This is a genomic window from Methylophilus sp. 14 (genome assembly GCF_015354345.1).
Lineage (GTDB): Bacteria > Pseudomonadota > Gammaproteobacteria > Burkholderiales > Methylophilaceae > Methylophilus.
This window is the reverse complement of the sequence record NZ_JADKYS010000001.1, coordinates 528,649-546,998: the sequence shown is the minus strand read 5'-3', so window position 1 is coordinate 546,998 and position 18,350 is coordinate 528,649. Positions and strand designations below refer to the sequence as shown.

General features: G+C 48.9%; 17 protein-coding genes and 2 tRNA genes. 13 read left to right on the top strand and 6 right to left on the bottom strand.

What is annotated here, in order from left to right:
* Positions 1-30: 30 nt before the first annotated feature.
* The gene (locus INP78_RS02730) at positions 31-981 is read right to left on the bottom strand and encodes an ATP-binding cassette domain-containing protein (protein ID WP_194740650.1); all 951 of its coding nucleotides are present in this window, start codon (positions 979-981) and stop codon (positions 31-33) included.
* Positions 982-1,276: 295 nt separating this feature from the next.
* Here INP78_RS02730 and INP78_RS02725 point away from each other — a divergent pair, with 295 nt between their 5' ends.
* The 8 genes from INP78_RS02725 to pth all read left to right on the top strand — a co-directional run bounded on the left by INP78_RS02725 (position 1,277) and on the right by pth (position 8,580).
* On the top strand, positions 1,277-2,983 hold the full coding sequence (locus INP78_RS02725; RefSeq protein ID WP_228522616.1) for a tetratricopeptide repeat protein: 1,707 nt from the start codon (positions 1,277-1,279) through the stop codon (positions 2,981-2,983).
* Complete coding sequence (gene lolB, locus INP78_RS02720) at positions 2,983-3,624, top strand: lipoprotein insertase outer membrane protein LolB (protein WP_194740648.1); 642 nt, start codon at positions 2,983-2,985, stop codon at positions 3,622-3,624. Before INP78_RS02725 ends, lolB begins: the two co-directional genes overlap by 1 nt.
* A 72-nt stretch (positions 3,625-3,696) precedes the next feature.
* A complete protein-coding gene (locus INP78_RS02715) occupies positions 3,697-5,103 on the top strand; it encodes a carbonic anhydrase (protein ID WP_228522615.1) in 1,407 nt (468 codons plus the stop codon).
* Positions 5,104-5,143: 40 nt separating this feature from the next.
* A complete protein-coding gene (gene ispE / locus INP78_RS02710) occupies positions 5,144-6,043 on the top strand; it encodes a 4-(cytidine 5'-diphospho)-2-C-methyl-D-erythritol kinase (RefSeq protein WP_194740647.1) in 900 nt (299 codons plus the stop codon).
* Positions 6,044-6,057: 14 nt separating this feature from the next.
* Positions 6,058-6,134 (top strand) — tRNA-Gln (locus INP78_RS02705).
* Between the two features lie 126 nt (positions 6,135-6,260).
* Positions 6,261-7,196, top strand: coding sequence for a ribose-phosphate pyrophosphokinase (locus INP78_RS02700; RefSeq protein ID WP_194741107.1), 936 nt, complete (start codon positions 6,261-6,263; stop codon positions 7,194-7,196).
* A 122-nt stretch (positions 7,197-7,318) separates the two neighbouring features.
* A complete protein-coding gene (locus tag INP78_RS02695) occupies positions 7,319-7,927 on the top strand; it encodes a 50S ribosomal protein L25/general stress protein Ctc (protein WP_194740646.1) in 609 nt (202 codons plus the stop codon).
* Positions 7,928-8,007: 80 nt separating this feature from the next.
* Complete coding sequence (gene pth / locus INP78_RS02690) at positions 8,008-8,580, top strand: aminoacyl-tRNA hydrolase (RefSeq protein WP_194740645.1); 573 nt, start codon at positions 8,008-8,010, stop codon at positions 8,578-8,580.
* A gap of 3 nt (positions 8,581-8,583) precedes the next feature.
* On the opposite strand, the gene INP78_RS02685 is transcribed toward pth, so the two are convergent.
* Positions 8,584-11,352 carry an EAL domain-containing protein gene (locus INP78_RS02685; protein WP_194740644.1) on the bottom strand — a complete coding sequence of 923 codons (2,769 nt, stop codon included), beginning with the start codon at positions 11,350-11,352 and terminating at the stop codon, positions 8,584-8,586.
* 218 nt (positions 11,353-11,570) lie between these two features.
* Between INP78_RS02685 and ychF the strand changes: the two genes are divergently transcribed.
* Entirely contained in the window at positions 11,571-12,656 is a 1,086-nt protein-coding gene (gene ychF / locus INP78_RS02680; protein WP_194740643.1) for a redox-regulated ATPase YchF, read from the top strand.
* Positions 12,657-12,735: 79 nt separating this feature from the next.
* On the opposite strand, the gene INP78_RS02675 is transcribed toward ychF, so the two are convergent.
* Entirely contained in the window at positions 12,736-13,347 is a 612-nt protein-coding gene (locus tag INP78_RS02675) for an HD-GYP domain-containing protein (protein ID WP_194740642.1), read from the bottom strand.
* A gap of 161 nt (positions 13,348-13,508) precedes the next feature.
* Between INP78_RS02675 and INP78_RS02670 the strand changes: the two genes are divergently transcribed.
* The 3 genes from INP78_RS02670 (at position 13,509) to INP78_RS02660 (ending at position 15,877) form a co-directional block, all read left to right on the top strand.
* Positions 13,509-13,585: transfer RNA gene (locus INP78_RS02670), tRNA-Met, on the top strand.
* A 133-nt stretch (positions 13,586-13,718) separates the two neighbouring features.
* Positions 13,719-15,002 (top strand): AAA family ATPase, encoded by a 1,284-nt coding sequence (locus INP78_RS02665; protein WP_194740641.1) that lies wholly within the window; start codon positions 13,719-13,721, stop codon positions 15,000-15,002.
* A complete protein-coding gene (locus INP78_RS02660; RefSeq protein WP_194740640.1) occupies positions 14,999-15,877 on the top strand; it encodes a DUF4435 domain-containing protein in 879 nt (292 codons plus the stop codon). Before INP78_RS02665 ends, INP78_RS02660 begins: the two co-directional genes overlap by 4 nt.
* 86 nt (positions 15,878-15,963) lie before the next feature.
* Here INP78_RS02660 and INP78_RS02655 read toward each other — a convergent pair whose 3' ends face one another.
* Both INP78_RS02655 and pqqA read right to left on the bottom strand, forming a co-directional pair.
* Positions 15,964-16,410 carry a hypothetical protein gene (locus tag INP78_RS02655; RefSeq protein WP_228522614.1) on the bottom strand — a complete coding sequence of 149 codons (447 nt, stop codon included), beginning with the start codon at positions 16,408-16,410 and terminating at the stop codon, positions 15,964-15,966.
* A 17-nt stretch (positions 16,411-16,427) separates the two neighbouring features.
* Positions 16,428-16,499 carry a pyrroloquinoline quinone precursor peptide PqqA gene (gene pqqA, locus INP78_RS02650; RefSeq protein WP_081624291.1) on the bottom strand — a complete coding sequence of 24 codons (72 nt, stop codon included), beginning with the start codon at positions 16,497-16,499 and terminating at the stop codon, positions 16,428-16,430.
* A gap of 343 nt (positions 16,500-16,842) precedes the next feature.
* Here pqqA and INP78_RS02645 point away from each other — a divergent pair, with 343 nt between their 5' ends.
* Positions 16,843-17,169 (top strand): helix-turn-helix domain-containing protein, encoded by a 327-nt coding sequence (locus tag INP78_RS02645; protein WP_194740639.1) that lies wholly within the window; start codon positions 16,843-16,845, stop codon positions 17,167-17,169.
* Positions 17,170-17,400: 231 nt separating this feature from the next.
* Here INP78_RS02645 and INP78_RS02640 read toward each other — a convergent pair whose 3' ends face one another.
* Complete coding sequence (locus INP78_RS02640) at positions 17,401-18,288, bottom strand: DUF4394 domain-containing protein (RefSeq protein WP_194741106.1); 888 nt, start codon at positions 18,286-18,288, stop codon at positions 17,401-17,403.
* Positions 18,289-18,350: the final 62 nt, after the last annotated feature.

The window sequence follows — 18,350 nt, the reverse complement described above, 5'->3', positions numbered from 1 at the left end:
AATTTTTCCGTCTACACTTGAACTGGGGACTTAAGCCGCTTTGGCCTCATCCGCATTCGTGGTCTCGTGGTAAGTCAGCTGCACAAACACATCTTCCAGGCTGGTCTGGTCCGGGGCGATATGATACAAGCCCCAACCTTGCTGCACGGCGGCCTGCACGATGGCTTCATGCGGTTGCGTGCCGTCCTGGAAGCGGATGCGCCACATGCCATCCGCGGGTTCCACTTCAGCCACCCCGGCAATCGCCGCCAGTTGTGACGCTGCTGGCGCGTTGCGCAAACCAACCAGCAGCTTGTTGCCGATGCGCTGCTGTTTAAGCACATCAATGCCACCGTTAAACACCAGTTTGCCTTTATCGATAATCTGCACATGGTCACACACCATTTCTACTTCCGGCAGAATGTGGGTAGACACAATCACACTATGTGCCTGGCCAATCTCTTTAATCAGGGCACGGATATCACGAATCTGGATCGGGTCTAGGCCCACCGTCGGCTCATCGAGGATCACCACCATCGGGTTATGAATAATGGCCTGGGCAATGCCCACACGCTGCTGGTAGCCGTTAGACAGGTTTTCAATCAGGCGCTTGCTCATGTGCGTCAAACCGCAACGCTCTTTGGCATGCTCCACCGCTTTTTTAATATGCTTGCCCGAGACATTGTGCAAACGGGCTGCGATGGTCAGGTATTCATCGACCGTGAATTCTTTATATAAGGGACGCATCTCCGGCAAGTAGCCAATCAATGCTTTGGCTTCCTTGGGGTTCTCTATCATGTCGATGCCACAGATTTTGACGCTACCGGCACTGGGCGCCAGATTACCGGTCAGCATTTTCATGGTGGTCGACTTACCAGCACCGTTAGGCCCCAAAAAGCCGAGCACTTGCCCCTGTTGCAAACTAAACGTTACATCACTGACCGCCGCACGGCCACCATACAAACGGGTCAATTCGATTGCTTCAACTGTCAAATTTGCCATGATTCTTTCACACACCTACCGACTAAGGATGATTGTTCACGGCTGGCAATCCAAACGCCAACCAGCAAATCCCTAGACAAAGATTTCATCAAAAAGTTATAGTGCCAATACTACTGTTGTAGCATGCGGTTTTAGCCTGAGCAAAACCGTCAATTACAATTCAGTTACAAATCGCACATTATGGATGAACTTGCAGCAACTGTCACGGACTAAACAAAAATTAAGCACGACAAATCAGCCATCAATCACCGTCATGACACTGTTCATCAACAGACCAACCAAACAGGAATTCAGCATGCCCCAAACCAGCCGTTTCACGCTTAAACCTACTGCAAAGCGCCGCACAACCCTCGCGCTTTGCCTGGCATTACTGACAACCCCGGCCTGGTCAGCCAGCGGCTCCCCTACCATCACCACGCCCACGGCAGAATTTGTGTATAAATACCTGCTGGGAGAAGTGGCCGCCCAGCGTGGCGAATTTGTGCTGGCAGGCCAGTTGTTCCTGGATTTAGCCAAGCAGACACGCGACCCTTTGCTGGCTGAACGCGCCACCCAGGCCGCCACCATTGCACGCACACCACAACTGGCGTTGCCTTCAGCCGAATTATGGTCAGAACTGGCGCCGGACTCGATTCCTGCCGCACAAACGGCCAGCCAGTTATTGATTGCCAACGGCAACCTGAAAAAAGCCATTCCACAGATCCAGAAAGTCCTCGCCAACGACAATATCCGGCCGAATGCCTTTATGGAACTGAACAGCCTGATGATGCGCGTCACGGATAAAACCAGCGTGCTGGATGCGATTCAGCAACTGGCCAAGCCTTACCCCAAGCTGCCGGAAGCGCATTTTGCCGTGTCACAGGCCGCCTACTTTGCCCACAACGAAAGCCTGATGGTTGCTGAATTGAAGGAAGCCTCCAAACTGCGCCCGGGCTGGGAGCCGCCTGCGCAAATCCGCGGCCAGATGCTGAGTGAGCAAGACCCGCAAAAAGGCATTGCCTTTTATCGCGAGTTTTTAAACACCTACCCGGAAGCTGATCAGATCCGCCTGGCGCTGGCGCGCGCCTTACTGGTACAAAAAAACACCACCGACGCCAAGGCAGAGTTCACCAAATTGCTGGAGCGTCATAAAAACAACCCGGAAATGAATGTCATCGTCGGCTTGCTGGCGCTGGATGCAAAAGAGTACAGTTTTGCTGACCGCTACCTGGAGCACGGGCTGGAAGTCGGCTTTAAAGAGCCGAATAAACTGTATTTCAACCTCGGCCGCTCAGCCGCCGAGCAAAAAGATGACGCACGCGCCTTACACTGGTTTGACAAAATCGGTGAAGGCGAGCAGTTTCTGGCAGGCCGCCTGGCATCTGCTGCCATCATCGCGCGTCGCGATGGCATCGATGCAGCCATTACCATGCTGGACAATGTCGACGGTTTAACGCCGGAACAACAGGCATTGGTGGTGCAGAATGAAGCCTTGATGCTGAACCAGGCCAAACGTAACGATGAAGCCTACACCCTGCTGGAAAAAGCCGTGCAAAGCTTCCCCGAGAGCCCAGAGTTATTGTACGACTATGCCTTGAATGCAGAACGCAAAGGCAAATTCGACATCATGGAAGAGACTTTATATAAAGTCATTAAAATGAAACCCGACATGGCAGCCGCTTACAATGCGCTGGGCTACTCTTATGCTGACCGCAATATCAAGCTGATGGAGGCCAAGAGCCTGATTGAAACCGCGACCAAGTTGTCGCCAGAAGACCACTACGTCATGGATAGCCTGGGCTGGGTGTATTACCGCCTGGGTGATCTGGGCCATGCCACCGAGGAGCTGCGTCGCGCGTACACCATTCAGCAAGACCCAGAAATTGCTGCCCACCTGGCAGAAGTCTTGTGGAAGCAAGGCCAACGTGACGAAGCGCAGAAAATTCTGGATCAAGCGCTCTCAGCCAACCCTGATAACGAAGTGCTGGTCGCCACTGCGCAAAAACTGAAATCCGCCCTGTAATGCTGGTGACACTGACCACGCTTGCGCGCTGGAAACCACCCTCGGGCCGCCAACTCATGACTGGCCTGCTGGGCATGGTAATGGCGGGCTGCTCTACCCTGCCAGCGCCGCCCACCCAAACCACCGCCAGCCATGCGTCCCAGCAACGCATCCAGCGACTACAGGCCAACCAGCCATTTGCGCTCGAGGCCAAACTGGCCGTGCAATATGCGGGCAAAGGCTATACCGCGCGCCTGGAATGGCAGCATGATGCGCAAGCAGACACCATGCGCATTTTCAGTCCGCTAGGCCAACAAGTCGCCTTGATCCAGCGCACCCAGCAATCTGTGACACTGACCGATCAAAGTGGCAAACAACACACGGCCACCGATGTCGCCAGCCTGACCGAGCAACTGCTTGGCTGGCGCCTGCCACTGGCCGGACTCAGCCAATGGATATTAGGCATTCCACAACGCGACAGCCCATTCCAGGCCGCCTATCTGGACAATGGCGCACTGGCGAGCCTGACGCAGGATCAATGGCAAATTACCTACGATGATTACCAGCAAACCGCCCTCAATGGCGCACTGGAACAACTGCCTTACACCACGCGCCTGCAACAGCAGGATGTCCGCCTGAAGCTAGTGATCCAGCACTGGTAAGTAGTCGCCAACACTCTCTGCACCCCGCCTGCGCTGATTAAAGATTCAGCGCAAGGCGTCGATAATGGCACTATGAGCTGTTATCTTCTCACCCCCACTTATTACCGACTTTGGCTGGCATTTAGCTTGTGGCTAGTGCTGGGCATGATGCCTGGCCACAGCCATGCATCACAGTGGTTATCGATCAAGAAAACCGATGACAACCAGCTCATGATAGATAAACAATCCCTGCTCGAAGAAAAACCTTATATCAAGGCCTGGGTAAAAGTCGATTACCGCAATCCGCAGAAGAATGTGGAATCGGTAGACCGCGTCTACAACCATGCCAAAGCCCTGTGGTATTTTGATTGCGACAAACGCAAAGCCGCGACCATCCAGGTGTTTCAATACGATGACGAAGAATTGGTGTACTCAGCAGGCACAACAGCCAAGCAGGCAGATTTTATTGAGCCGCTGCCAGAATCCGAAGTAGAAGTCGCGCAACAATATGTGTGCAAATGGCAAGCCAAGGAAAAACAGCGCGTGGAAGCCGCTGCCAGACGTGCCGCCAACCCGGTGGTGCCTGCTGTTGCCAGCAACAAAGACAAACCGGCCGCGCCTGACAGCGTTGCCGAGCCCGCAGCAACGCCTGTAGTGCCCAAAGCTGAAGAGAAAGCCGCTGAAGCAAAACCGGCAGATGCCAAGCCTGCGGCTAAACCTGCCGAAGAAAAAGCAGCTGCAGCCAAGCAAGCAGCTGCCAGCAAAACCGACAAAGGCGCGGACACCCTTAAAGATAAGGAAAAAACAGCCAAAACCGACAAGACCAATGATAAATCCTGGGCGTATAGCGGCCCGCGCGGACCAGACAAATGGGGCAGCCTCAATCCGGACTTTGCGGTGTGCAACGCAGGTAGCCAGCAATCACCGATTAATATCGACAACACGATCACAGCCGCCCTAAAACCGATTAAGCGCTTGCAAAAGTTTCCGCTCAAAAACATTGTGCTCAAGGATCACAGCCTGATTCTGGATGCGGGCACGGGTAATATGATGGTGCTGGATCAGAAACCTTACCAGTTGAAATATATCATCGTGCATGTGCCTAGTGAGCATCAGATCAAGCAAAAATCGTATGCCGCAGAATTGCAGATGGTGCATGAAGACAAAACCGGACACCGCGTCATTATTGCTGTGATGCTGGAAGAGGGTAGCGCACATGCCGGGCTGGAAAAACTGTTAGGCAGCCTGCCTAAAGAAAAAGAGCAAAGCAAACCGCTGGCAATACGTGTCACCCCTGCGGACCTGATGCCGACCAAACCTGCCTATTATCGCTACAGCGGCTCGCTGACAGCGCCGCCATGTACCGAAGGTGTGCAATGGGTGATCATGAAAGAATCGCTGAAAATATCCAAATTCCAGCTGGGCAGCTTGCAGCAAGCCATCGGCGAGCCCAATCAGCGCCCAGTGCAGGATGGCCAAGGCCGCATGATCCTGGAATAAGCATGCAAGGAGTACGCAAGCATGCTTTACAATAGCGGTCATGGAACTGCTGACCTACCCCGCCCCCTGTAAAATCAACCTGTTTCTGCATATTACCGGCCGTCGTGGTGACGGTTACCATGACCTGCAAAGTATTTTCTTGCTGCTGGACCACGGTGACGAGCTGCGCATACGCGTACGCCAGGATGGGGAAATCGTACACCTGAATCCCTTACCGGGCGTGCCCGCAGAAAAGGATTTAAGCATACGCGCCGCGCGCGCCTTGCAACAGGCCAGCCAGTGCACATTAGGCGCAGACATCGAATGCATCAAGCGCACCCCCATGGGTGGCGGCTTGGGCGGCGGCAGTTCGGATGCGGCCACCGTGTTGATAGCGTTGAATCAACAATGGCAATTAGGCTATTCCAGGCAACAGCTGATGCAAATCGGGCTCACGCTGGGCGCAGATGTACCGGTGTTTATCTTTGGCCAAACTGCCTGGGCAGAAGGCGTAGGCGAACAATTAGCCGCCGTTGCCCTGCCGCCAGCCATGCTGGAAAAATACTATGTGGTGATCACACCGCAGGTAGAGGTGCCCACCGCAAAAATATTTGCACATCAAGCATTGACAAGAGACTCGAAACCATTGAGAATGGCGGACTTTTCAAACGGCGCTAATTCCAGCGCGTTCTGGCAGCAAGTCAGAAACGATATGGAAGCGGTTGTTTGTGCGTTATATCCCGACGTTGCAAATACGTTACTCTGGTTAAAACAATACGGCGACGCCCGTATGAGTGGCTCAGGGGCTTCAGTATTCGTGGCGGTGGAAAGTGAAACAAAAGCGCGCGAATTGATTGAAAATAGACCAAAAAACACTTTCGGTTTTTGGTCAAAAGGGTTAGAATACCATCCGCTTTTTGGCTTGGTCAGCGATGATGACCAAAACACAAAAAGCGTGTGATTAAGACAAGTTATTGGGGAGTCGCCAAGCTGGTTAAGGCACCGGATTTTGATTCCGGCATGCGAAGGTTCGAATCCTTCCTCCTCAGCCAAACATAAGCGTGTAGATTTAACGATTTACACGCTTAAATTTTTTATAGGTTCCGGCCATGTGACTGGAACCAGGTTTCAAGACATCGTCATCGCTAAAAAAGGGTACAACGTTGAGTAACGCCAACATGATGGTATTTACCGGCAATGCCAATCCGGTACTGGCACAAGAAGTGGCCAAGCATTTGGGTATTGAATTAGGGCGTGCCGATGTTGGCCGATTTTCAGATGGTGAAATCATGTTGGAGCTGCTGGAGAATGTCCGCGGCCGTGACGTGTTTGTATTGCAGTCTACCAGCTACCCGACCAATGACAGCCTGATGGAAGTAATGGTCATGGTCGATGCGCTGCGTCGCTCTTCTGCTGGCCGCATTACCGCTGCCATCCCTTACCTGGGTTATTCGCGCCAAGACAGACGTCCACGTTCTGCCCGTGTCGCGATTACAGCAAAAGTGGTGGCCAATATGCTGACCAGTGTCGGTGTTAACCGTTTGCTGACCATGGACTTGCACTCAGACCAGATCCAGGGCTTTTTTGATATCCCGGTCGACAATATTTATGCGACGCCGATTTTGCTCGACGACCTGGCCAAACAAGGTCACGAAAATCTGGTGGTAGTTTCACCAGACGTTGGTGGCGTGGTGCGAGCACGTGCAGCGGCCAAACAATTGAATGCCGACCTGGCTATTATCGACAAACGCCGCCCAAAAGCGAACGTTGCCAAGGTCATGAATATTATCGGTGAGGTTGAAGGCCGCACCTGCGTCATCATGGATGACATGGTAGATACAGCGAACACCTTGTGTGAAGCTGCTGCTGCCCTGAAAGACCGTGGCGCGACTAAAGTAGTGGCCTATGCCACGCACCCGGTATTGTCCGGTGGTGCCGGTGAGCGCATTACGGCTTCTGCACTGGATGAGTTGGTGGTCACCAACACCATTGCATTAAATGCTGGCGCACAGGCCTGCAGCAAAATCCGCCAATTGAGTGCGGCCACTTTGCTGGCAGAGACCATTAAGCGCATCAGCCAGGAAGAATCTGTTTCTTCCCTATTTATGGATTAATCGTCCATAAATTAAACATAAGAAGCATGGATTAAAAAAGAATCGTTTTACACCACCTGCTGGTCGCGGCAGGTGGATTTTAGTGCAGTACCGCCATTCGTGGCGTTTTTAGGAGCCTCAACATGAGTATCGAAATTAAAGCAGTCAAACGTGACGTTCAAGGTACGGGTGCGAGCCGCCGCCTGCGTCGCGCTGGCAGCGTGCCTGGTGTTGTTTACGGTGGTGATCAAGCCGCTGTATCTATCGAGTTGAACCACAAAGAACTGTTCATGGAATTCCGCCATGAAGCTTTCCACGCGTCTATCCTGAGCCTGGTGCTGGATGGCAAAGCTGAAAGCGTTCTGCTGCGTGACTACCAACTGCACCCAGTACGCAACACCATTCAACACATCGATTTCCAGCGCGTATCTGCGACTGAAAAAATCCACGTGAAAGTGCCTTTCCACTTCATCAATGAAGATGTGGCACCTGGCGTTAAAACTGGTGGTGGCAACATCTCCCACATCCAGACTGAAGCTGACGTAAGCTGCCTGGCAAAAGACTTGCCAGAGTTTATCGAAGTGGACCTGGCTAAACTGGAAGCTGGTCACTCTATCCACTTGTCAGAAATCAAACTGCCAAAAGGCATTGAGTTCGTACAACTGGCACACGGTGATGACGCTGCAGTGGTTTCCATTGCTAAACCACGTGGTGGTAGCGACGAAGCTGCTGCAGAAACACCAGCAGCCTAAGCAGGCCCGGCGGTTATCCGCTACAATAAACGCGCACTCTTTAGTGCGCGTTTTTTCTTTGTCTGAACGAAACTCACACCATGACTGGCATCAAACTGATTGTAGGACTGGGCAACCCCGGCGATAAATACACCATGACCCGGCATAATGCAGGCTTCTGGCTGGTAGATTTACTGGCAGAGCAATCCGGCAGCCGCCTGGCCGCCGAAGCCAAGCTGTTTGGCATCGCAGGCAAATGGCAACCTCACAGCGACAAATGGCTGCTCAAACCCAGCACCTTCATGAATGCCAGCGGCAAGTCAGTTGCAGCCATTGCCAACTATTACAAAATCCAGCCAGCAGAAGTGCTGGTGGTGCATGATGAACTGGACCTGCCCCCCGGCCAGGCCAAACTCAAGTTCGGCGGCGGCCATGGCGGCCATAATGGCCTGCGCGATATTCATGCCGCCCTGGGCACACCCGATTACTGGCGCTTGCGCATCGGCATCGGCCACCCGGGCAACAAGGCCGAGGTGGTGAATTTTGTCTTGAAGGCTGCAGGCAAAGATGAACAGCAGGCGATTGATGACAGCATCATCAAAGCCACCACTGTCACTGACTTATTGGCACAAGGCCAATTTGAAAAGGCCATGCTGCAACTGCACAGCAAATAAGCCCTAGCGTGAAATAATTGCCGGATGCTGGTGCCACTCATGGTGCCAGCTCACAAAAGCCTCGGGGCGTAGCGGCGGTGAGAAATAATAGCCCTGGCCGAAATCACACCCCATCTCCTGCAACATACGCAACTGGCGCTGGTTCTCAATACCCTCTGCAATCACCTGCATGCCCAAGCTGTGCGCCATGACAATAATCGCGCGGCATAAAGCCTCATCTTCGCCAGATGTACCCAGCTCGCGCACAAACGAACGGTCAATCTTCACATAGTCGATGGGGAATTTCTTCAGGTAAGACAAAGCAGAATAGCCGGTGCCGAAGTCATCCAGCGCCACTTGCACGCCCGCCTGCTGGTATTGCGCCAAACGCTCACTGACATGTGAACTGGCATCTAGCAACAGGCGCTCGGTGATTTCAACCACCACCATATTGCCCTCAAGATGATTTTTTGCCATCTCAAACAGCCAGTCTTCATTTTTTCTATGCTCAGCGGCAAACTGTACCGGTGATTTATTCACCGCTAACTGAAACATCGGGTGTAGCGACTGGCGCCACTGACGACACTGCGCAATCGCGGTTTTAAATACCCACTCGCCAATCGGTACGATCAGCAGATTATCTTCAGCAATCCCAATAAACTCCATAGGCGGGATCAAGCCCTTGACTGGATGCTGCCAGCGCAACAACGCTTCGGCTTTCACCACCATATTGGTCTGCAAATTCACCACCGGCTGATACTCAAGGAAAAACTCCTCCTCGCTGATGGCCTGCCGTAAATCATGCGACAAACGCATACGATGCTCGGCGCTTTGCTGCATGCGCGGCGTGAAATAAGTGAAGCAGTTGCCGCCTCTTTGCTTGGACGCATACATGGCCTGATCCACACGTTTCATCAGATCTTCCTTGTTACCTGCATCGTCCGGAAAGATGGCAATCCCCAAGCTGGCAGACACATAAGCATGCGTATCATCCAGTTGAAAAGGCTGCGACAAAGCCTCCAGCACACGTTGTGCCAGCGCCTCGACATGGCTGGCGTGAGCGTCACTCAGCATCAGCACAAACTCGTCACCACCCAGCCGGGCAACCAGGTCTTTATTACCCACACAGCCGGTCAAGCGCTTGCCTGCCTGCAACAGCAACTTATCGCCCTGATCATGCCCCTGGCTATCATTCACCTCTTTAAAGCGGTCCAGGTCTAAAAAGATAATCGCCAGTTTCTGGCCATTGTTTTTAATGCCATGTAGCGCCTGGTCCAGCCGGTCAAAAAACAGGCGACGGTTAGGCAAACCGGTCAATGTATCGACGTTAGCATATTGCCAAACCACTTCTTCCGATTGCTTGATCTTGGAAATATCCGCCAGCGTGCCCAATATGCGTGTCGGTTTGCCCTGCTCGTCGTGCATCAGCACCATGCCGCGGTCAAACACCCATTTCCAGCTGCCGTCTTTGCATAACATGCGATACTCAATCGCATATTGCTCGCGCTCACCATCCAGCACCTGCTGGTGCAAATCCATCGCCACCGGTGCATCGTCCGGGTGTATGCGCTGGTTCCAGGTCGCCGGTTTATGGTCAAGCTCGTCGGCAGCAAAACCGAGTATCTTTTTCCAGTGATCAGAAAACACCACTTTGGACTCGGGCACGTTCCAATCCCACACGCCGTCACCCGTGCTTTCCATGGCAAACTTCCAGCGCTGCTCGCTGCTATTGAGCGCCAGGCTGTACTTTTCCAGGGTGTTACGCGTGCGATTGCGCACCACGGCAAACTGCACCAGCGCGGCCAATAACAGGCTAATCACCACGCCTAACACGCCCATATCATTGGCATCGCGGTAATCGGTCGCGCCCTCAAACGCTGGCGTAGAGCGTGCGCGCAAGCGCCAGACCTGTCCGTTCACATTCAAAGTGTGGGCAACAGTAAACGCAGCCTCATGGTCATGCACATGCTCGTCATCAGAGCCACTGTGATACAAGGGCACCTGCCCTTCTTCATGGCCTTGGTCAAACACATCAAAATGCACCAGCCGCTGCTCCATAGGGTGCAAGGCCTCTGCTAGCAAAGCCGCCACATCAAAACGCAAAAACACCCAGCCATTCAGCCAATGACGGCGATCGCCCGTTTGCATACCCTCATGATGACGGTACACCGGCGCATGAAAAATATAGTTTTTATAAGGCTGCACCACAGTGTTGGCCGCATAGTGGCCAGACAGCACCAGACGGTCACCATCTCCCGCCTCCAGCAAATCGGCGCGCAATTGCGCGTCTAAAAAAGTGTTTTTAAGCAAGGTCTCGCGATTCGCATCGTTACGCGGCTCCACATACAACACCGGTGCCACCTCTTCGTCACCTTTGATAAACTCCAGATGCTTGAGCAATTGCTGTATCGGCATCTCCAGGTCCTTAAAGGTTTCCGGATGTTGCAGATGGATATATTTGATAAAGCCCAGCGCGTTCAGGCTGTTGTACTCAGTGCTTTTGAGATAGTCATCAACATAGAGCCTAAACTCTTCGGCCGAGACAAACTGTGAGGAAATATAGAGTTGCTCCACGCCCTTGAGGATTTGCCGATAAGCATTGAGCCGTTGCTGGATGGCCTCGGACGCAGACTGCGCGGACTGCTTGAATTTAACCGCCTGCAAGTCTTCCGCATGATGGCGCTCGCTCATCCATAGCAAAAAGGTGGTCTGAAAAGCACCAAGCAATATTACTGTAGCAATCCATCGTGAGGATAATAACTGATGTAATGATGCCATATTGAAACGAAACATTTCTCATCCTTTGTCAGGAAGGCGCATGACGCATATGATTATGCTCCCGCAGTCATGCATTGTCTTAGTTATAATAAAACTTAAATCTTGTTTGCATTTTGCGTCAAATCAAGATTCATTCTGGCTCTATCTTCATACTAACGGTAAAATATTGGTTTTATTCAATCTTTGCCGCAAATTTAATGCTGCGGCAACACTCACGCTAAGGTTCATCCACTATGAAATGCGGTATTGTCGGCCTGCCTAATGTAGGCAAATCCACCTTGTTTAACGCCATCACCAAAGCAGGCATCGCGGCAGAAAACTATCCTTTCTGTACCATCGAGCCTAACGTCGGCATCGTCGAGGTACCAGACCCACGCCTGCAACCGCTGATCGACATTGTTAAGCCGCAAAAAGTACAACCTGCGATTGTTGAGTTTGTCGACATTGCTGGTCTGGTGGCAGGTGCTTCTAAAGGCGAAGGCCTGGGCAACAAGTTCCTGGCTAACATCCGCGAGACTGACGCTATTGCCCACGTTGTGCGCTGTTTTGAAGACGGCAACGTCATTCACGTAGCAGGCAAGGTAGACCCGCTGGCAGACATTGAAGTGATTAACACCGAGCTGGCGCTGGCCGACATGGAAACCGTAGAAAAAACCATGCAGCGCGAAGGCAAAAAAGCCAAAAGTGGCGACAAAGAAGCCATCGCCCTGATTAAAGTGCTGGATAAAGTCTTGCCAGCCCTCAACGAAGCCAAAGCCGTGCGCACCATTGGTTTGGATGCCGATGAACTCAACCTGCTCAAGCCGCTGTGCCTGATTACCGTGAAACCGGTCATGTACATCACCAACGTGATTGAAGGCGGTTTTGAAAACAACCCGCACCTGGACAAAGTGCTGGCATTAGCTAAAACCGAGAGCGCGCCTGTGGTGACTATTTGCGCCAAAATCGAAGGCGAAATCTCCGAGCTGGAAGAAGAAGATAAACTGTTGTTCTTGCAAGAGCTGGGCCTCGAAGAGCCAGGCTTGAACCGCGTCATCCGCGCCGCTTATGATTTGTTAGGTCTGCAAACCTACTTCACCGCCGGTGTACAAGAAGTGCGCGCCTGGACCGTGAAAAAAGGTGCCACCGCCCCACAAGCCGCTGGCGTCATCCACACCGACTTTGAACGTGGCTTTATCCGTGCCGAAGTGATTGCTTATAACGACTATGTGCAATTTAAAGGTGAAAAAGGCTCACAAGAAGCGGGCAAAATGCGCCTCGAAGGCAAAGAATACATCGTGCAAGATGGCGATGTGATGCACTTTAGATTCAATGTTTAAGAGATTCAATGTTTAAGCGCGCATTGCGCTAATACACAAAAAGGCTGGAGAACAACTCCAGCCTTTTTTAATGCGCCGATCAAGATGCCTTGAACATGGCATAACGTGGATCATCAATTACCTGGACGAAACGTTTAAACATCTCAGGGTCCAGCTTGGTCCCGGCTTCACTTTCCATAATCTGCATAATCTCATGATGCGGCCTCGCGCCCTGATACACCCGCCGCACCGCCATTGCATCATAGTTATCCACCAGCGTCACAATCCTCGCCAATAGCGGAATCCCTTCACCCGCGAGATTGTCTGGGTAACCAGAACCATCAAACCACTCATGATGATGGCGAATCACCTTAGACACGGGCTCAGACCGCGGATGCTCATAAGCCGCAATCAAATCACCGCCGACCGAAGGATGCAACTGCATCACACGCATCTCGGCATCATCCAGCCTGCCCGGCTTCATCAACACCACATCCGGCACCACAATTTTGCCAATATCATGCAAACTCGCGCCCAGCTCCAGCACATGCAACTCGTTACCGCTCAGGCCAAGCGCCACCCCAATCCCGTTTGCCAGCGCCATCACACGGTCACTATGCAAGCGCGTATACGCATCGCGCTGGCGCAAAGCATCAGCCAACACCGCGCTTAACTTGAGTACGCCACTGTGATCATCTGCTTCCCGAGTCATGCCGCTATTCTGCTCCAAATTTAAAAGTTGGCAAGAATACGCCTGAATCATAAGCCAGAAATGACAAAAATCAAAAAAGCAGAAAATACTTAGTCAAAAAGGTCACAGTCTTATATTGTCGACCCATGATACAACTGCTATAATCGCGGTCTTTCAAATCTGGTGATGTAGCTCAGCTGGTTAGAGCACAGGATTCATAATCCTGGGGTCGAGGGTTCAAGTCCCTCTTTCACCACCAAATACTAAGCGGCTTCCAGAGATGGGAGCCGTTTTCTTTTATACATTTCCTTACATTAGTAGCCAGCTAGTAGCCATTATTTGTTTTTATAGACTACACTATAACTAACGCTTAATCATACCGAGTAAAAAAAATGAACATAATAAAGTCAATTTATATAAAGGGACTTTGGGGCGACGAGAGGTGTGAAATTGAATTCCCATTGGATCAAAACTTTAATTTTCTGATAGGTCAGAATGGCACAGGCAAAACTACGATTATAAATTTGATTGCTGCAGCACTAAACGCTGATTTTGAGAAGCTAGACAAGATTCAATTCCTAAAGGTATTGATAAAACTTCAAGAAATAAAAGGGAAAAAGAATCCGACGATAGAAATTTTAAAAAATCAAAAAGAGGGGTTACCTTATTATGATATCGAGTATCGCATAAAAAGAAGCAGCAAAGACGATGCACAGATATTTGACTTGGACGCTGTTGCAGAAGAGCAATTTTATAGAGGTATACCTCCAAGAATGCTCAGAGAAAAGGTAATAAGAGAAAGATTTTTGGATATAAGAAGGCAACTTTCTGAATTAGTAAACTTATGTTGGCTATCAATCCATAGAAATAACAACCTTTCAATTAATGAAGAGCATAAGAAAAATCTTTCGCCGATTGATTACAAGCTTTTGGAGTTAAATAATTCTTTTACAAGATACTTTTCTCAATTAAACAGAAAGTATGGAGAGCACACTTTAGAGTTTCAGAAGAAAGTTTTTTTGTCATTACTAACGGTTAATGAATCTAGAATTAAAGAGTTTACAAAAGGAATAAACACCGAAACTGAAAAAGAAGATTTAGCATCAGTATTTGACTTATTGGGTGTTGAGCAAAACAAATATAAACAAAGCCTTAATATTTTTGTAGAAAAAGTACAAAAAGCACAAAGTGCATTAGAGAATAAAACTTTTGATCTAACTGACTTTGCAGTGCTTTATAACGCTCAGAAAACACATGCATTAGTTCAATACTACGAGGATTTGGAGAAATCAAAAGCTGAAATATTTGAACCTAGAGATACTTTCCTTTCAGTAGTAAATGAGCTTTTTGATGGCAGAAAAGTTATTGGCATCTCAGAAAGAAACGATATTACAGTTAAAACAAGAGATGGGAAATCAATTGATTTAGAAGACCTTTCATCGGGCGAAAAACAGCTATTGATCATTCTTGGTGAAGCGTTAATTCAAGATAAAAGATCTATGATATTCATAGCCGATGAACCAGAATTATCGCTTCATATTAAATGGCAAGAAAAACTTACTAGCTCAATTTCTAGACTTAATCCTAATGCTCAAATCATCTTTGCAACGCACTCTCCCGATATTGTAAGCATTTATTCGAATAAAGTTATCAACATGGAGGCATTATTGTCATGACTTTCATGAGAAGTAATGCGGGTATTAGTAATTACTCAATGTTTTATAACACCGAGATAGTGATTTTTACTGAAGGCAAAACCCTAGATTCTAAAAACGAATTGGAAGTTGTTCCAGATTGTACTTTTTTTCATGCAATATTCTCTAAACTAATTCCAAACCATAAAATTAAAATCAAAGCAATTGGCAATAAACGAGTTGCTTATGAATATGCTTTAGCTCTGAGAGAAGCGGGCACAAAAAACTCATTTGTGATTGTTGATCGAGATTACGATGAAATTTTAAGTGGTCTAGAAATTACCGATAAAGTAATTTGCACTTCTGGATATAGCTGGGAAAATGACCTTTGGAATGAACAGTTAATCTTAAATATTGTTGATGCTGTAACATTTGGCAATTCCACTATATTGGACACCTTTAAGTTACAACTTAAACGCTTGGTACGCCGCATTAGATATTTGTCAATTCTTGACGCATTATGCCAAACAATTTCCAAAGCAATTTTGGACAAAAGTAAAGCATTACGAGGCATAAGTCTTCAGTACTCTTCTAAATGTCCAATCACACGCAACGATATCAAACGACTATCTAAACCATTCAAAATCCTCTTTCCGGATATCTCAACGGTCAAACCTCTACTTCAAAGACTGATTAACACAGAGCCAGAGAAAATTGTACAAGGTCATTTTTGGCAAAATATTGTTACTAAATTACTTGGTCATATATTTATGACTTTTCGCAGAGATAGTCGTCCAAGTGACAAAACATTGTTATTTTTAGCAATTCAAGAGATCAAAAATAACACTTCAAACTATCAAACGCTTTTGAATTATTATGGAGAACAATTAAAAAGGGTTTCCGTAGACTTGAATTAAGTGTCCTTTATATCTAGTCTAGGGCATCGCCCAATCCGCGCTGTGCGACGCGCTTACGCGCGGCGCGCAGTGCGTTTGTGCGTAGCCTAAAACGGGACTTTTAATGGCGTTTGATCGCTAGGTAAGTATCTAAAAAATATCATTGGCGCATTGGCTTCGGTGATATACAAACTGCGGTCTTTGACTGCCTCAACCATAATGGCGGTATCAAATCGGGTGTAAAGCTCTTGCACCGCGTCAGCCACTTTTTCAGCCTGCATCCATTCAGCCATCGTTTCGGGAAGTTTGATTGATCGTGGCGCCCAATAGCGTTTGCGATTGAATTGGTGGTGTTCCAGATAGCTTTTAGTGATGTATTTAGAAATGTATTTGGCAATGCCTAAAGCGTGTTTTGCGCCGTCGTAATGGTTGCGCTTACTGCGTTTAATATCAACGTGATGTTTTGGGGCAGGTCTTGCAAAACGACATATCACCCACTGCCTGTAAGTCCCGTTGCTAACAAAAAACCCGACACTTGGTCGGGTTTTTAACATCTTAGCCTGGGCTAAAATTATTTGTTCATCACGTACATGGTTACTTCAAAGCCAAAACGCATTTCTGTAGCAGCTGGTTTAGTCCACATGGTGTTTCTCCTAAATGAAAGTAATGAATCGGTACAACGTGTGCACAGTATGCGCTGTAACTTGCTTTGTGTTGAGCGCTGATTTGCGTGAAAGTCACTCATGATTTTCAGCAGCAACGCGCTCATTCTCTTGATTAACACACTAGTTTGATTCAGCTAGGCTGTGTGAGTTGATGAAAGCGTATTATTTTTATCTTGAATGACGATAGATTCAGCCAAAAATTACATTAATGTAATTTTAATAATTTATTATATTTAAATAATAAAACGCAGTCCTAATCCACTTTTTATTATACAAATATAATTTATTGAATTTATTATCCTTATGTAATAAGATGATGTAATGAAAACGACGATTACCTCTGGACAACAGCTTAAAGCACACATCAAGTCTTTAAGAAAAAGAAGAAATTGGACGCAACAAAACCTAGCGGCCAAGATGGGTTTATCACAATCCAGAATTGTCCAAATTGAGAGAAATCCCAACCTGGTCAGCGTTGACCAGTTGTTGCATTTGTTCAATATATTAGGCGTGTCGATGTCACTTGAGTTAGATAGTGATGATGATGGGAATACGCAAAGTGCATCCTCAACGAGTAGCCCCACTTCGACAGCTGATTTAAAAGACGCTCAACACCCAGCAAGCGACGTTGAACGGGCAAAATGGTAATGCAAGCATTACAAGTATTGATCATCTGGCAAGCCAGATCAAACAAACTGGCACCACAACGATTTAGCTTGATTAAATAAAAACAGCCGCATAACCCGCAACGCAATTCTGTCGTTTTCCAGAGATGCAGAGACTACACACCCGCGCTTCTTCAGGGTTTTCACATTCACATAAAAAAAGCCGATGCTAGTAAGCATCGGCCTGTTAAGTCTTAGGGGTCTAACCAGGTACTTATGAGTGTTGACGAGACCGACGCGCTACCACGCCAGCCATCAGACCCAGGCCTGCCAGCAGGAATGCAACGCTTGTCGGTTCGGGAACAGTTGCTACGCCAGTCAAACCATTGAAAGTACCGTTTAAAGTCGTGATGTAGGTCGCGGCACCAGTCATCAGGTTAATCGAAAACAACTGAGAATCCAGGGTGCCATCATCCAGGTTAAACAAGGCGTAGGCCTTGCCGTTACCAAGAATATCAAAGCCACTGGCAGACAGCGCATTTACACCCAATGCGCCGACGGTCTGGATGCCTCCAGCACCGGCTGGATTATTAAATCCGCTGGCCAGAAAGTGTAATGAGTCGGTGGTTGTATTCACGTAATACAACCCAGTGCTGGCGGGGGTAACTCCCGGCTCGGAATTGCTATAAGCAACGGCGGTATAACCACTACCAATGTTTGCACCGGCGGTATTCCCTACCACCCCGGTATTGGCATTGATCGCATAATTATTGCCGGTGCCAGTGACTACGCGTAGCGAAGCATTACCCGCAAAATCTGCAACCGGGTTAAAGTCTATGCCGATAGATTGCCCAGTCAAAGATGCTCCTGTCAGGCTGGTCTTGAAGGTGGCTGCACCAGTCATTGTGTCCAGTGTATACAACCTGTTCTGGCTGGTGAGGCCATAAACCAAGCCATCCGTGGGTCTCAGATCAACACCCAGCAATCTCTCATTCGCTGCCAACCCTGAAACATTGATGTAAGACACCGCACCCAAATTCAAGGTATCAATCACAGCAATACTGCTGCTGCTCACGCCATACAATGTATCCGCATTCACCTGGGAAGCCGCTACCAGCAAACTGGTGCCCAGTATTGCCTTGTAAATTAAACTCTTCTTCATGCTAACCTCTCTTAAAAAATATATTTTCAGTTATTAAAATGACTTACAAAACAGTGTGACCT

Bases quoted from the DNA above. Each gene is read 5' to 3' on its own strand.
- INP78_RS02675 (WP_194740642.1), bottom strand. From the start codon at position 13,347: ATGACTCGGGAAGCAGATGATCACAGTGGCGTACTCAAGTTAAGCGCG.
- lolB (WP_194740648.1), top strand. From the start codon at position 2,983: ATGCTGGTGACACTGACCACGCTTGCGCGCTGGAAACCACCCTCGGGC.
- ispE (WP_194740647.1), top strand. From the start codon at position 5,144: ATGGAACTGCTGACCTACCCCGCCCCCTGTAAAATCAACCTGTTTCTG.
- INP78_RS02700 (WP_194741107.1), top strand. From the start codon at position 6,261: ATGATGGTATTTACCGGCAATGCCAATCCGGTACTGGCACAAGAAGTG.
- INP78_RS02695 (WP_194740646.1), top strand. From the start codon at position 7,319: ATGAGTATCGAAATTAAAGCAGTCAAACGTGACGTTCAAGGTACGGGT.
- INP78_RS02640 (WP_194741106.1), bottom strand. From the start codon at position 18,288: ATGAAGAAGAGTTTAATTTACAAGGCAATACTGGGCACCAGTTTGCTG.
- INP78_RS02685 (WP_194740644.1), bottom strand. From the start codon at position 11,352: ATGTTTCGTTTCAATATGGCATCATTACATCAGTTATTATCCTCACGA.
- INP78_RS02715 (WP_228522615.1), top strand. From the start codon at position 3,697: ATGAGCTGTTATCTTCTCACCCCCACTTATTACCGACTTTGGCTGGCA.
- INP78_RS02645 (WP_194740639.1), top strand. From the start codon at position 16,843: ATGAAAACGACGATTACCTCTGGACAACAGCTTAAAGCACACATCAAG.
- INP78_RS02730 (WP_194740650.1), bottom strand. From the start codon at position 981: ATGGCAAATTTGACAGTTGAAGCAATCGAATTGACCCGTTTGTATGGT.
- INP78_RS02665 (WP_194740641.1), top strand. From the start codon at position 13,719: ATGAACATAATAAAGTCAATTTATATAAAGGGACTTTGGGGCGACGAG.
- INP78_RS02660 (WP_194740640.1), top strand. From the start codon at position 14,999: ATGACTTTCATGAGAAGTAATGCGGGTATTAGTAATTACTCAATGTTT.
- INP78_RS02725 (WP_228522616.1), top strand. From the start codon at position 1,277: ATGCCCCAAACCAGCCGTTTCACGCTTAAACCTACTGCAAAGCGCCGC.
- pth (WP_194740645.1), top strand. From the start codon at position 8,008: ATGACTGGCATCAAACTGATTGTAGGACTGGGCAACCCCGGCGATAAA.
- ychF (WP_194740643.1), top strand. From the start codon at position 11,571: ATGAAATGCGGTATTGTCGGCCTGCCTAATGTAGGCAAATCCACCTTG.
- INP78_RS02655 (WP_228522614.1), bottom strand. From the start codon at position 16,410: ATGTTAAAAACCCGACCAAGTGTCGGGTTTTTTGTTAGCAACGGGACT.